At 71.3% G+C, this 13,134-nt stretch carries 9 protein-coding genes; 3 read left to right on the top strand and 6 right to left on the bottom strand.

Features of this window, described 5'->3' with window-relative positions:
- Positions 1 to 5 precede the first annotated feature (5 nt).
- Entirely contained in the window at positions 6 to 2,000 is a 1,995-nt protein-coding gene (locus QRD43_RS04435; RefSeq protein ID WP_285981262.1) for an ATP-binding cassette domain-containing protein, read from the top strand.
- 33 nt (positions 2,001 to 2,033) lie between these two features.
- On the opposite strand, the gene QRD43_RS04440 is transcribed toward QRD43_RS04435, so the two are convergent.
- Positions 2,034 to 3,293, bottom strand: a complete 1,260-nt coding sequence (locus QRD43_RS04440; RefSeq protein ID WP_285981263.1) for an FAD-dependent monooxygenase — start codon at positions 3,291 to 3,293, stop codon at positions 2,034 to 2,036.
- 180 nt (positions 3,294 to 3,473) lie between these two features.
- Between QRD43_RS04440 and QRD43_RS04445 the strand changes: the two genes are divergently transcribed.
- Both QRD43_RS04445 and QRD43_RS04450 read left to right on the top strand, forming a co-directional pair.
- Positions 3,474 to 4,454 carry a potassium channel beta subunit family protein gene (locus tag QRD43_RS04445; protein WP_285981264.1) on the top strand — a complete coding sequence of 327 codons (981 nt, stop codon included), beginning with the start codon at positions 3,474 to 3,476 and terminating at the stop codon, positions 4,452 to 4,454.
- 86 nt (positions 4,455 to 4,540) lie between these two features.
- On the top strand, positions 4,541 to 7,822 hold the full coding sequence (locus QRD43_RS04450; RefSeq protein ID WP_285981265.1) for a ligand-binding sensor domain-containing diguanylate cyclase: 3,282 nt from the start codon (positions 4,541 to 4,543) through the stop codon (positions 7,820 to 7,822).
- A 102-nt stretch (positions 7,823 to 7,924) separates the two neighbouring features.
- Here the strand turns inward: QRD43_RS04450 and QRD43_RS04455 are convergent, their stop codons facing one another.
- The 5 genes from QRD43_RS04455 to QRD43_RS04475 all read right to left on the bottom strand — a co-directional run bounded on the left by QRD43_RS04455 (position 7,925) and on the right by QRD43_RS04475 (position 13,046).
- Positions 7,925 to 9,544, bottom strand: a complete 1,620-nt coding sequence (locus QRD43_RS04455) for a M20/M25/M40 family metallo-hydrolase (RefSeq protein ID WP_285981266.1) — start codon at positions 9,542 to 9,544, stop codon at positions 7,925 to 7,927.
- A gap of 283 nt (positions 9,545 to 9,827) precedes the next feature.
- Positions 9,828 to 10,550 carry an N-acetylmuramate alpha-1-phosphate uridylyltransferase MurU gene (gene murU / locus QRD43_RS04460; protein WP_285981267.1) on the bottom strand — a complete coding sequence of 241 codons (723 nt, stop codon included), beginning with the start codon at positions 10,548 to 10,550 and terminating at the stop codon, positions 9,828 to 9,830.
- Positions 10,551 to 10,658: 108 nt separating this feature from the next.
- A complete protein-coding gene (locus QRD43_RS04465; RefSeq protein WP_285981268.1) occupies positions 10,659 to 11,087 on the bottom strand; it encodes a type 2 periplasmic-binding domain-containing protein in 429 nt (142 codons plus the stop codon).
- Between the two features lie 13 nt (positions 11,088 to 11,100).
- Positions 11,101 to 12,246 carry a porin gene (locus QRD43_RS04470; RefSeq protein ID WP_285981269.1) on the bottom strand — a complete coding sequence of 382 codons (1,146 nt, stop codon included), beginning with the start codon at positions 12,244 to 12,246 and terminating at the stop codon, positions 11,101 to 11,103.
- Between the two features lie 164 nt (positions 12,247 to 12,410).
- Positions 12,411 to 13,046, bottom strand: coding sequence for a hemerythrin domain-containing protein (locus tag QRD43_RS04475; RefSeq protein WP_285981270.1), 636 nt, complete (start codon positions 13,044 to 13,046; stop codon positions 12,411 to 12,413).
- Positions 13,047 to 13,134: the final 88 nt, after the last annotated feature.

The following is a 13,134-nucleotide window of genomic DNA, read 5'->3' on the forward strand; positions in this document are numbered from 1 at the left end:
CGGCCATGGATGGCGCTGCCGCGACGCCCCCGGCGCCGGAGCGCACGTCGCCCCGTGTCGGGCCGGCCGCGCCCGCAGGCAGCGACGACGACGTCTTCATCGCCACCGACAACCCCTACTGGGAGTTGGGCGACGCCGACACCTCGCTCGGCAGCTTTCGGGCCTTCTTCCGCCGCGTGGCCAGCGCGCTGCCGCCGGTCCTGGCGCTCCTGCGCCGCGTGGGGCCCGCTGCCGTCGTCAGCGTGCTGGCCTGCCAGCTGCTGGCAGGCGCCTTGTGGGCGCTGACGCTGGTGCTCGGGGCGCAGCTGCTCCAGGCGGTGCTGGACGCGCAGGCGCTGGCTCGGCCGCTGAGCCAGCAGCTGGCCGGGCACTACGGCACGGTGCTGGGGCTCGGGGCGGCCTACCTCGGCAAGCTGGCGCTCGACGCCGCGGCCGAGATGCTGCGCGCGCGCCTCAGCCCGACCCTCATCGCCACGGCGGAGCAGGACTTCGTCGACGCCTGCCTGCGGGCGCCGCTGCAGCGTTTCGACGACCCGGAGTTCGTGGACCGCATGCACCGCGCACGGGACCGCGGCCTGCACTACGTCGAGAGCATCGTCGACCAGGTGGTGGCGCTGTCGGGGGCCGGCATCGGCCTCGTGTCCGGGGGGCTGGCGCTGGCGGTGCTGCATCCGGCGCTGCTGCCGGTGCTGCTGCTGTGCCTGCTGCCGCAGGCGTGGTCGGCAATCCGCGCGCTGCTGTGCGTGCAAAGCCACTGGGACCAGAGCATCGCACTGTCCCGCCAGGGCTGGATGCTGCAGGACCTCGCCAGCCAGCCCGAGCCGGCCGCCGAGCTGCGCGCGCTGCAGATGGAGCCGTTGCTCGGCGCGCGTCATCGCCGCGTGAGCGAGGCCCTGCGGCAGAGCCTGTCGCGGCTGAAGGCGGGCATCGCCCGCACGAAGGCCGCCGGCGCCGTGCTCAGTGGCGTGGCGCAGGGCATGGCCTATCTGTGGCTGCTGCTGCTGGTGGATCGCGGCAGCCTCGCGCCCGCCCTGGCCGGTGCGGCGGCGCTGGGCATGCGCACGAGCCTCGACGCCGTGCGGCAGCTGGTGCATGCGCTGGACCAGATGATGGAGAAGGCGCTGTATCTCGACGACTACTTCGCCTTCGTCCGCCATGCGCCGGGCGTGCCGGGCGAGCCGGGCGCCATGCCCACCGCCGCACCGCTGACCGCGCCCCGCACCATCTCCCTGCATGGGGTCAGCTATGCCTACGCCGGCGCACCGGACCGCCCGGTGCTGCAGGACATCGACCTCACGCTGCACCAGGGTCAGACCCTGGCGCTGGTGGGCGAGAACGGCTCGGGCAAGTCCACGCTGGCCAAGCTGCTGGCCGGCCTGTACGAGCCGACGCGCGGCCGCCTGTGCTGGGACGGCATCGACTGCCGGCGGCTGGATGCCCGCCAGCGCCTGGCCCACACGCTGATCGTGCCCCAGCATCCGCTGCGCTGGCCCTACAGTGCGGAGCAGAACGTGCGCCTCGGCCGCGTCGGCCTGCCCGAGGACGCCGCGGAGGCGTTGCGATTCCGTGCCGCCGTGCAGGCCGCGCAGGCCGACGACGTGGCCGCGCAGCTGCCGCAGGGCTGGAAGACCCGGCTCAACCGGCTGTTCAAGGGCGGCATCGAGCTGTCCTCCGGGCAGTGGCAGCGCCTGGCGGTGGCGCGCGGCCTCTACCGTGATGCCGCGCTGACGATCTGGGACGAGCCGACGGCCCCCCTTGACGCGAAGGCCGAGGCGGCCGTCTACGCGAGCCTCGCGCAGCTGCGCCGTGAGCGCACGGTGGTGCTCATCACGCACCGGCTTGCGAGCGCCCAGACGGCGGACTGCATCCACTTCCTGCGCGCCGGGCGCATCGTCGAGTCCGGCACCCATGCCGAGCTGATGGCGCTGGGCGGCGGGTATGCGCAGCTGTATGCGTTGCAGGCGCGGCTGGCGGAGGGCGGGCCGCCGACTGCAGCCTGACGCCGGGCGCTGACGTGCCGTGGGCGCCCGGTGTCAGCGCCGCCCGAACATCATCTGCCGCGCCAGCGCCTTCTTCACCGGCGGCAGTGCCTGCAGGGCGGCGAGGCCCAGGCCGCGCAGGGCGGGGAGTGCGGGCCAGCGCCAGCTGAAGCTGCGGGCGAGGAAGTCCGTGCCGAGGATGGTGCTCCAGCGGTCCGGGCCGCGCTGCCACTGCACGCGCTGCAGCGCCTGCGGGACGGCCGCGGCGAGTGGCGCGGCCGGATGCCGGTCCTGTGCCTGGCGCAGCGCCTCCACCAGCGCGTAGGCGTCGCGCAGGCCCAGGTTGAGCCCCTGGCCCGCCACGGGGTGCAGGGTCTGCGCCGCATTGCCGATGCGCACCACGCGCCCCTCGACCAGGCTGCGTTCCGCATTGAGTCCCAGCGGGAAGCACTTCAGCGGGCTGATGCCCAGCAGCGGCGGCAGGCCCGGCGGCAGTTGCTGGTTGATGACGGTGAGGCGCTGGGCGTCGGTGAGCCCGGCGACTTCATCCTCCTCCTGCGGCAGACACCAGACGAGCGCCGCACGCCGCGGCTGCTGCGCCGTGGGCGGCAGGGGCAGCAGCGCCAGCGGGCCGTTGCGGGTGAAGCGCTCGTAGGCGACGCCGGGGGGCGAGGCGGGGTCCAGGCTGACGGTGCCGACCCAGGCGTTCTGCCGGTAGTCGTGGCTCAGGCTCTTGCGCGCCTGCTCGGCGAAGACGCCGCCCTCGGCGATCACGACAAGATCGAAGCGCTCGGCGATGCCGGCATCCACCTCGACCTCGTCGCCCACGGCCCGGATGCCCGCCACCGGCTGGCCAAAGCGCGTGAAGGCCTGGCCCGGGCACGCCTCGCCGTGGCGCAGCCACGCGGCCTGCAGCGGCGCCACCAGCTGGCCGTACGCGAGCACGGCGCCCAGGCGCTCCACACCCTGCTCGTGGGCGTGGATGCTCACCACCGGCTGGCCGGCCTCGCCGAAGACCGGGTGGCGCAGCGTGGGCGGCGCCTGGCTCACGTGGACCTGCCGGATGGACTGCGCCGCGGCCTCGTTCCAGGCCTTGAGCCGCTGCAGCAGCTGCACGCTGCCCAGCGACAGCGCGAGGGTGCGGGGATCGCCGCTGATGTCCTTGTCCAGCGGACGGGCGTCGAAGAGATGAACCTGCGCCCCGGGCAGTCGCTGGGTGGTGAGCAGTGCCAGGCCCAGGCCCGCGGGGCCGGCACCGACGATGGCAACGCGCAAGGGGGCGGGCGGGGCGGAGGGCTCGTGGTCGGTGCTCATGGCGATGGCGGTGCAGTGACGGGGCCGCGGCGGGGCGGCGTCGCCCGGGCGACAGATGCCCGCAGGCGGTGCCCCGGTATTGCGGGAGATCTGCACTATAGCGAGCCGGCTCGGCTACGCTGGCGCCCGATGCCATGGGCACCGGATGGGCGTTCAGCCCGGAACCAAGAAGGAATCAGCATGCAATACCGTCGACTGGGCCGCAGCGGCCTGCAAGTGTCCGAGCTCTCCCTGGGCTCCTGGGTGACGTACCACAACCAGGTGGACACGCAGGCCGCCGTCGAGATGCTCGCCGCCGCGCGCGACGCCGGGGTCAACTTCTTCGACAACGCCGAGGTCTACGCCCAGGGCGCCAGCGAGCGCGTGATGGGCGAGGCCTTCAAGCAGCTCAAGTGGGCGCGCGAGAGCTATGTGGTCTCGACCAAGTTCTTCTGGGGTCTGCAGCGCGAGGGCAGCACCGTCAATCTGCAGAACACGCTCAACCGCAAGTACCTGATGCAGGCCATCGATGGCTCGCTGAAGCGCCTGCAGCTGGACTTCGTCGACCTCATCTACTGCCACCGGCCGGACCCGCACACGCCCGTCGAGGAGACGGTGCGCGCCATGAGCGACATCATCACGCAGGGCAAGGCGCTCTACTGGGGCACCAGCGAATGGAGCGCCGCGGACATCCGCGCCGCCTGGGAGATCGCCGAGCGCCACCACCTCCACAAGCCGGTGATGGAGCAGCCGCAGTACCACCTCTTCCATCGCAAGCGGGTGGAGCAGGAGTACGCGCGGCTCTATGAGGACATCGGCCTGGGCCTGACCACCTGGAGCCCGCTGGCCTCGGGGCTGCTGACCGGCAAGTACCGCGAGGGCATCCCGGAAGGCAGCCGCGGCTCGCTGGAGAGCATGAGCTGGCTGCGCGAGCAGCTCCAGCACCCGCAGCGCAACGCCGCCGTGGCCGAGCTGGCCGGCATTGCCGCCGAGCTGGGCGGCAACGTGGCGCAGCTGGCCATCGCCTGGGTGAACCGCAATCCGCGGGTGTCGACCGTGATCCTCGGGGCGAGCCGGATGAGCCAGCTGCAGGACAACCTCGCCGCCCTGGCGCTGACGCCCAAGCTCACCCCCGAGGTGCTGGAGCGGATCGACGCCCTGACCGCCTCGCTCGCCAACTGAGGGCCCGCCGCCGCCTCCCCCTGCCTGAAGGGGCGGGGCGGCCGATAGCGCCACGGCGGTCGCGCGGGGCCGCTAACATCGGCCGGATGCTGGCCCGCTTCATTCGCTTTCGTCGCTGTCTGCTCCTGCCCCTGCTCACGGGGGCCCTGGTCGCCCAGGCCGGACCCCGGGCAGCGCCCGCGGCGACGGTGAAGCCGCCGGCAGCGGCAGCGTCCGCGGACGCACGGGCCGCGCCGGCCCTGACCGAGCCGCGTTTCGAGGCGGTGGGCGACGTCGCCTCCATCACCGACGGCGTCGTGTCCGCCCTGGCCCAGGACGGCCGCGGCTTCATCTGGATCGGCACCACGGCGGGCCTCGTCCGCTTCGACGGCTACCAGCTGCGCACCTACCAGCTCGGGAACGACAGCAAGCGCAACACCCCGGCCGGCACCAGCTTCGTGCGCTCCCTGCTGGCTTCGCAGGAAGGCGTGCTGTGGATCGGCACCGAGAGCGACGGCCTCGCGCGCTTCGACCCGCAGACCGACCGCTGGACCTTCTTCCGCAGCAAGCCCGACGACCCCAAGGCGCTCGCCCCGGGCACGGTGCGCGCGCTGGCCCAGGCGCTGGACGGCACGCTGTGGGTCGGCACGATCGGCGGCGGTCTGGACCGCTTCGATCCGGCCACCGGCCAGTTCACGCACTTCCGCCAGGGCGCGGCCAGCGGCCTCCCGGACGACCGCATCCAGACCCTGTTCATCGATACCCGGGGCGACCTCTGGGTCGGCACCTGGAACGGCGTGGCGCGCCTGCGCAAGGGCGCCGAACGCTTCGAGACGCTGTCGGTGGATGGCCGGCCGCTGGGCGAGCGCATCATCACGCTGCTGGCGGAGTCTCCCGACGGGCACCTCTGGGTCGGCACGCAGCAGGGCGACCTCCTGCGCCTGGGCAAGGACTCGCCGCAGCTGCAATGGATCGAGCTGGGCGAGCAGTCCGGCCGGCGTGACACGCTCTATGCCATGGTGGCGCCCGACCCGCAGCGTCTGTGGGTGGCGCGGGCCAGCGGCATCGAGGAGCGCGACCCCCTGAGCGGCCGCCTGCTGCGCCGCCTGCAGCACGACATCCGCCGCCCCTGGGGGCTGGCCGGCAACGATGTCCGCGCGCTGCTGCGCGACGCGGCCGGCTGGATCTGGGTGGGCAGCTACGGCGGCGGCCTGCAGCTGCACAACCCGGCCAACGCCGGGCTGTGGGTGCGGCACGCCGACCTCGACGAGCACAGCCCGCTGGCCCAGGCGGACGTGCGCAGCATCCTTCAGCTTCGCAGCGGCGCCGTCTGGATGGGCACGAACGAGCGCGGCGTGGCGATCCTTGACCGCGACCTGCGGCTCGTCGGCCACATCGCCCCGCAGGAGGGCGCCGGCTTCCGGGGGGGCCGCGTGGGCGGCCTGGCGCAGACGCCGGACGGCCAGGTCTGGGTCGGCACCGACACGGCGCTGTACCGCTTCAACGAGGCCCGGCAGCTGCTGGGCCACTACTCGGCCGGCAAGGGCCGCGTGCGCCGGCTGATGGCCGACGGCGCCGGCCGTCTGTGGGTCGCCACGCAGGACGGGCTCTATCACTACGACCGCGAGCAGGACCGGCTGCAGCGTGTGACGCTGGCGGGCGGTCGCAAGCTCAGCGGGGACGTCAACGCGCTGGCCGAGGACGCCGAGGGGCGGCTGTGGGTCGGCGGCGAGGGCGGGCTGTACCTCCTGCCCAAGGGGGCGTCCGAGCTCGAGGAGATGCGCTCGCCGCCGGGCGCGGGGCTGTCCAACCACTCGGTGCTGGGCCTGCTGATCGACCGCCAGCAGCGCCTGTGGGTCGACACGGCCGCGGGCCTGCACCAGCTCAACGGCTGGAAGGGCCAGGAGGCGCTGTTCGAGCGCATCAGCGAGAAGCATGGCCTGGGCGGCAAGGCCTTCGGTGCGAATCTGATGGACGACGAGCAGGGCCGCATCTGGACCCATCGCGCCGTCTTCGATCCCAAGAGCGGCCGCCACCACGAACTCAGCGTGGCGGACGGCGCCGCCTTCGGCACGGGCTGGTTCCGGGCCTATGCGCGGCTGGACGACGGCCGCATGCTGGTCGGCGGCAGCAAGGGCGTGCTCGTCATCGACGCCGGGCGCTTCAAGCCCTGGACCTACCAGCCGCCGCTCGTGGTGTCCGAGATGCGCGTGGCCGGTGAGCGCACCCCGCCGGGCCCGGTGGGCGAGACCATCGTCCTCAAGCCCGGCCAGCGCGATTTCAGTCTGGAGTTCTCGGCGCTCGATTTCAGCAATCCGGCGGTGCTGAACTACCGCTACCGGCTGCAGGGCTATGACACGGACTGGGTCGAGAGCGAAGCCAGCCAGCGCATGGCCAGCTACACCAACCTGGACCCTGGCCGCTACCTGCTGCAGGTGCAGGGCAGCAACCGCGTCGGCCAGTGGAGCCCGCACGAGCTGCTGGTGCCGCTGCATGTGCAGCCGGCCTGGTGGCAGACGTGGTGGGCGCGGCTCGGCGGCGTGCTGGTCGCGCTGCTGGGGGTCTATGGGATCGTGCACCTGCGCACCGGCTACCTGCGGCGCGCCCAGGCCGTGCTGGAGGCCCGGGTGCGGGAGCGCACGCACGAGCTCGTCAGCCTCAGCCAGGCGCTCAAGGAGGCCAGCCTCACCGACCCGCTGACCGGCCTGCGCAACCGCCGCTTCCTGGCCCAGCACATCGAGTCGGACATCAACAGCGTGGTGCGCGGCTACGAGGGCGAGGTCCAGCGCCTGGCCCGCGAGCCGGGGCAGGACATCGTCTTCTTCATGGTCGACCTGGACCACTTCAAGCAGGTCAACGACGACTACGGCCACGCGGCCGGCGATGCCGTGCTGGCCCAGATGCAGGCCCTGCTGCGCCAGGTCTTCCGCGATGCGGACTATCTGATCCGCTGGGGCGGCGAGGAGTTCCTCGTCGTGGCCCGCAACACGGACCGCCACCATGCCGCCGAGCTGGCCGAGCGCGCACGCCGCACGCTGGCGCGCTACGAGTTCCGGCTGGACGACGGCCGCATGCTGCGACGGACCTGCTCGCTCGGTTTTGCGGCCTTCCCGCTCTCGCCCAAGTTCCCGCGCGGGCTGGACTGGAGCACGGTGGTCGACCTGGCCGATGCGGCGCTCTATGCCGTGAAGCGCGGCGGGCGCAACGGCTGGCTGGGCCTGGTGTCGGCCAATGTCGACACGCTGGAGGAACTGCGCGAGTGGAGCCGCCGGCCGCTGGCCGAATGGGCCGCGACCGGCCGGCTGGAGATGGTCGGGTCCGGGCAGTCGCGGCCGGAGTCGCCGCAGTCGCCGGGGGCCGGTGAGACGGACGGCGGATCGGGGCGTTGATCGGGGGCCGTGCGAGTGCCGTGCAAGGCCCGGATCAGGCCCTCCCGGGCCAACGGATCCAGGCCTCGCGGGCGCGGCGTCGCGGCCGCACCCGCGCCGCGATCACTGCGGGCGGTAGGTCACGGTCAGCGTGTAGCTGCCGGCCGTGTAGCCCTTGACCAGCACGTAGCCATCGCTGTTGGCGGTGACGTTGATCGTGCAGGTCTCGGTGGCGGTGCTGCCGTCGGACTTGCAGCCATACGTGCTGGTGGTGGGCACGGAGCCGAGCCTGCCGTAGATGTCGATGTCGCCCGTGCCGGTGGTGGACAGCTTGAAGGTGCCGCCCGCGCCGACCTTGAAGGGACCGAAGCTCTTCGTCTGGCCCGAGCTGAGGCTGCCGGTGAAGGTCTCGGTCTTGTTGCCGGGCGTCGTCGTCGGGCCGTCGCTGCCCAGCTCCACCGCATAGGCCAGGCCCATGCGCGCGAACTTCAGCGAGTGGGCGCCCGTGCTGTCGCTGTTGGCCAGCGTGTCGTTGGCGGTGTGGATCGCCTTGTTGTCACCCGAGAACGACGACTCGAACGGCATCGTCGTGGCATAGCCCTTGGCATTCCAGGAGGCGTGGTCCGAACAGGCGTAGCCGCAGCGGTCCGTGCCCACCGTCAGCGTCGGCAGGTAGGTCTTGATCAGGTTGGTGACGAAGGTGTTCTGGGCGCTGTCGGTGTAGTCGGTGAAGATGTAGATGTCGTTCGCCGCGCCCTTGTAGTTCGTCATGTCCAGCTGCACGACGCCCACGACGTTGGCACCGGCGGCCGAGAAACTGTTGGCGATCTCGGCCGAGCCGCGCAGGCCCACTTCCTCGGCCGCGTAGGCCATGAACTTGATCGTGCGACGCGGCTTGTAGTTGTTGGCCAGCAGCGTGCGGTAGATCTCGGTGATGCTGGCGACGCCCGAGGCGTCGTCGTCAGCGCCCGGCGCACGGGTGGTCTCGGTGGTGCCGGAGCCGTTGATCGAGTCCAGGTGGCCGCCCAGCACGACGATCTCGTTCGGGTTGTCCGTGCCCTTGATGGTGGCGATCACCGACTTCTGCTTCCAGCCGCTGTGCGTGAACTGCTCGACGGTGATGTCGGTGCGGCCATTGGCCATCGTGAGCCACTTGTTCTTCAGCCAGTCCGAGGCGTTCACGCCGCCGCTGGTCTGGTAGTAGCGGTTCGTGTAGTTGTTGGACAGGTCCGAGATGGTCTGGACGATGTTGCTGGCCTGCATCTGCGACAGCATCGGGTTGACCACCGTCTGCTGGTCGATGACGTAGCTCGGGCGCGTGGCGAGGCTGCGGCGGTCCGTCAGGATGCGGGCATTGACGCTCCCGGCGGCATGCAGGTCCAGGGCCCGGCGGCCGTCGCGCTCGCTGGCATGGTGCATGTAGCCGCCGCAGCGGTGCTGGTTCTCATGCAGCGCCTCGGACAGCGTGGGCAGCAGGTCCTCGTCGATCTGCACGAGGTGCACCTTCTCGCCCTTGAGGGCGGCGGCGGGCGTGGCCAGGCCGGCGATCTCGCCGCGGCGCAGCTGGGCCTCGGACACGGCCACGGAGGCCGTCGGGCGGGTGGCGGGCTGCAGCTTCTGGAGCTCGCCGAAGGCGACGTCGCCCAGGCTGATCCAGATCTTCTCGCCGGCGTGGGCCGGGACGCTGAGGCACACGAGGCTGGCCGCGAGGGCCAGGGCGGACAAGGCGTTCTTGCGTTGCATGGAGGTCTCCTGACGATTAGGAAAGAGGGACCCCACACCGCCCTGCTCGTGGCAGCGAGCAATGTCAGCAGGCCCCGGATTGCATGCACGCTGCGGGACTGCCAGCGGCGCGAGGCGATTGTTCGGGCGGCAATCGCACCGCGTGCTCAGGGTTTGCGCGCGCTTCGCACGCCGTTTGGCCTACAGGCGGGGCGAAGCTGTAAGACTTGACAGGGTTCAGGCGCGAGCAAGCGTCGCGGCCTGTTGTGGCGGGCCGACGTCTTGTATCGGAACGTTGGGATCGTCAGCCGGCGGCGGGCCCGGCGTCGCTGCCCCGCTGGGCGGCGGCCAGGCGCTCGGGCGTGCCGACGTCGGCCCATTCGCCGGGGTAGAGCGAGGCGCTGATGCGCTGGGCGCCGATGCCGCGCTCCAGACAGGGGCGCAGGGGCTGGGGCTGGTCCGGCGGCACGCCGTCGAACAGCGCCCGCCGGAAGAGGCCCACGCAGGACCAGGTGTAGCGCGGGCTCACGGCATCGCCGCTCAGGGCGAGTCCCTCGGCGCTGATGCCGAAGTCGCCGCGGGGATGGTGGGGCTGGTTGGGCACCAGCCAGAGGTGGGCGAGGCGCTCGCTGGCGGCGAAGTCCTGCGCCGCCTGCACGTCCAGCGCCAGGCCGGGCAGGAAGACGTCGCCGGAGAGCACCCAGAACGCATCGTCGCCGTCCGCGCACAGCAGGGGCAGGGCCTTGGCGATGCCGCCGGCCGTCTCGAGGGCACGGCCGTGGTCGCGCTGCTCGTCGCTGTAGTGCAGGCGCACGCCGTAGCGGCTGCCGTCGCCCAGCTGCGCGGGGAACTGCTCGGCGAGCCAGGCGCAGTTGATGACGATGTCTCGCACGCCGGCGGCGGCCAGGGCCTGGATGTGCCAGACGATGAGCGGCTGCCCGCGGACGTTCAGCAGGGGCTTGGGTGTGTGGTCGGTCAGCGGCCGCATGCGCTCGCCGCGGCCGGCTGCCAGGATGATGGCTCTCATGGGCGGGAGTCTATCCAGGCCGGGCGGGCCGCCTCGGTGCCGGCCATGAAAAACGGGCAGCCCCCCGGAGGTGGCTGCCCGCAGGCAGGACCAAGGCGGTCGCGGCGCTCAGCGCTTGAGCACCTTCACGCCGCTGCCGGCCTTGCCGGCATCGACATAGCCGATGGCGCCCGGCGTGCTGGCCACGAACTTGGCCACGGCCTCGTCGCCGTCCAGCTCCTTCGGCGGCTTGGCGCCACCGGTGAAGATCTGGCGCGCCCACAGGGCCTTGAGCTGCGCCGAACTCTTCTTCAGCACCTTGGCGTTGAAGTCCTCCCGCGCCGCCGCGCCTTCCTTCTGGTCGACCGGCATGGCCTCGCCGCCGCCGGGGAAGGTCTTGGTCTGGCCGAGGAAGATCTTGCTGATCTGCTCGTCATCCATCGCAGCGGCATTGCTGGGATGCACGATCACGACCATGTCAGCCTGCGCCGAGGCGCTCAGGCCGAGCGCCAGGGTCAGTGCGGCAAAGAGGCGGGTGGGGGTCTGGTGATGTTGCATGTCGACTCCCCGCTCAGAAGACGGTGTCATAGGACAGGGTGACGACCTTGCGCAGCGTGTCGGTGCCGTTCAGGTAGTCCCAGTGGCTGCGGTCGTACTGGAACTTCAGCGAGCTGCTGTCGTTGAGCTGGTAGCGCAGCGTGAAGGTGCGCAGCTTGTCCCGCTCGGCCAGCACGCTGAAGTCGTTGTCGTAGGCGCGCAGCTGGCTCATGGTGAACATGGGCGTGAAGTTCCCGAAGCGGTAGCCGACGCCCACGAGGTAGCCGAAGTAGCTGCCCCGGGCCGGCGAGCGGTCCACCTTGGAGAACTCGCTGCGCACGATCAGGTCGTCCTTGTCGACGTTGAACGAGATGGACGCGAAGCTCTGCTTGGAGTTCTTGCCGAAGAGGGCCGGGTCCGGGCTCGTCTGCACGCCCTCGCGCACCAGGCGCTGCTTGGAGCTGTTGTAGGCGATGCGCATGGTGAACCAGTCGCGGGTGAGCTCCAGGTCGGCGCCCCACATGTTGTCCCAGTCGATCTGCGCCGGCACGGGCGACTCGAGGCGGGCAATGGGGTTGTCCTTGGTGTGCTCCTGGCCGACGTAGGCGCTGGACTTCACCGCCCAGCCCATCACATCGCTGCGGTAGGTGATGTTGGCGCCGTTGTAGTTCACGACGGCCCAGCCGTAGACGTCCGGCGGCACGCGCGCCCAGGTGTAGGCAAAGCTCACGTCCTGGTAGTCGGAGTAGTAGAACAGCGGCAGGCGCTTGCGGCCGGCCTGCAGCGTCCACTCCGGCGTGAGCGCATACGAGAGGTAGGCCCACTCCAGTTCGAGCTTGGCCTTCTGGGCGCTGTGGCGGGCCATGGCCTGGGCGGTGAAGGACCACTTCGGGTCGAAGGTCCAGCTGCCCTGCAGGCCGAGGCGGGACTCCGGGGTCAGCGACCACTTGGACTCGATCACGCTGCCATGCGAGAAGTCGGAGATGAAGCAGGGGCAGTTCGTCCACTGCGTGGTGTCGGGGTAGCCGATGTCGAGTCCGGAGCCGCTGACCACCTTGGAGGCGGTCACGTTGGCGAAGCCGGACCAGCTGAAGTCCACCGCCTGTGCCGAGGCGCAGAGGCCGCCGAGCGCGAGGAGGGCGCCGAGGCGGTGCCGCTTGGAGAGCCGGGCATGTGTCATCACAAGGTCCTTCTGAGGGAGTCGCGCCAGCCCATCTGGCGTCCATGCGGCTTTATCGACCCTGGCGCATCTCAGTAGAAGCCCTAATACGTGCGACAGGCGCCCGTCTGTTGCTTAGCTCACGACTGGGCGACTGTCGCCCCCCCGCAAGTGTTGCGCCGCGGTCACGTCCGGCCCGGGCCGCGACCGGGCGCCGGGGCCAGGCCCAGCGGCTCGGGCAGGGCGCCCAGAACGCGCTGGAAGACGGCCTGGTAGGGGCCGGCGAGATCCTGCTGCCGCTGGCCGAGGTGGCGGCCCGTCAGCGGGTCCTGGTTCTGGGCGAAGGCCTCGTCCAGGTCCTGCCAGTCCTCCTCGCTGAGCAGCTGGATCGCGGCGGGCAGGATCTCCCGCTCCTCGATTTCCATGTGCTGGAGATAGTGGTGGACATAGCGCTCGGCCTGCTGCTCGAAGGGCTGCCGGCGAGCGTCGCCCAGCATCTCGAAGCCCAGCAGCGTGTGCTCGAGGTCCCGGATGGCGCGTTCGCCCCGGGCGTGGTCGTCGTCGAGCTTGTCCAGCAGTTCGCGCAGCGCCGGCGCCCGGGCGCGCAGCTTGGGAAAGAGCAGCTCCGACTCCTTCGGATGGTGCAGCCGCTCGGGGAACTCGTCCACGTAGAACAGCATCGCGCGCAGCGCGCTGAAGTCCGGCAGCGTGCCGGCGCGGCGATGCTCGGCCAGCAGCAGCGGCAGGGTGCGCAGCATGGCGGCCAGGGCCGAGTGCTCGTCGCGGATGATGCGCAGGGTCAGGGGCTTGAGGCCGGTCATGGCGAGGTCTCCGTGCGTGTTCTTGTCGATCCCGCCTAGGCTCGTCGCTGGGGGCGCAGGCCGCCTTGCCATGGATCAAGTTCCGTGA

The sequence above is a fragment of the Roseateles subflavus genome (assembly GCF_030285365.1).
GTDB classification, from domain to species: Bacteria; Pseudomonadota; Gammaproteobacteria; order Burkholderiales; family Burkholderiaceae_C; genus Roseateles_B; species Roseateles_B subflavus.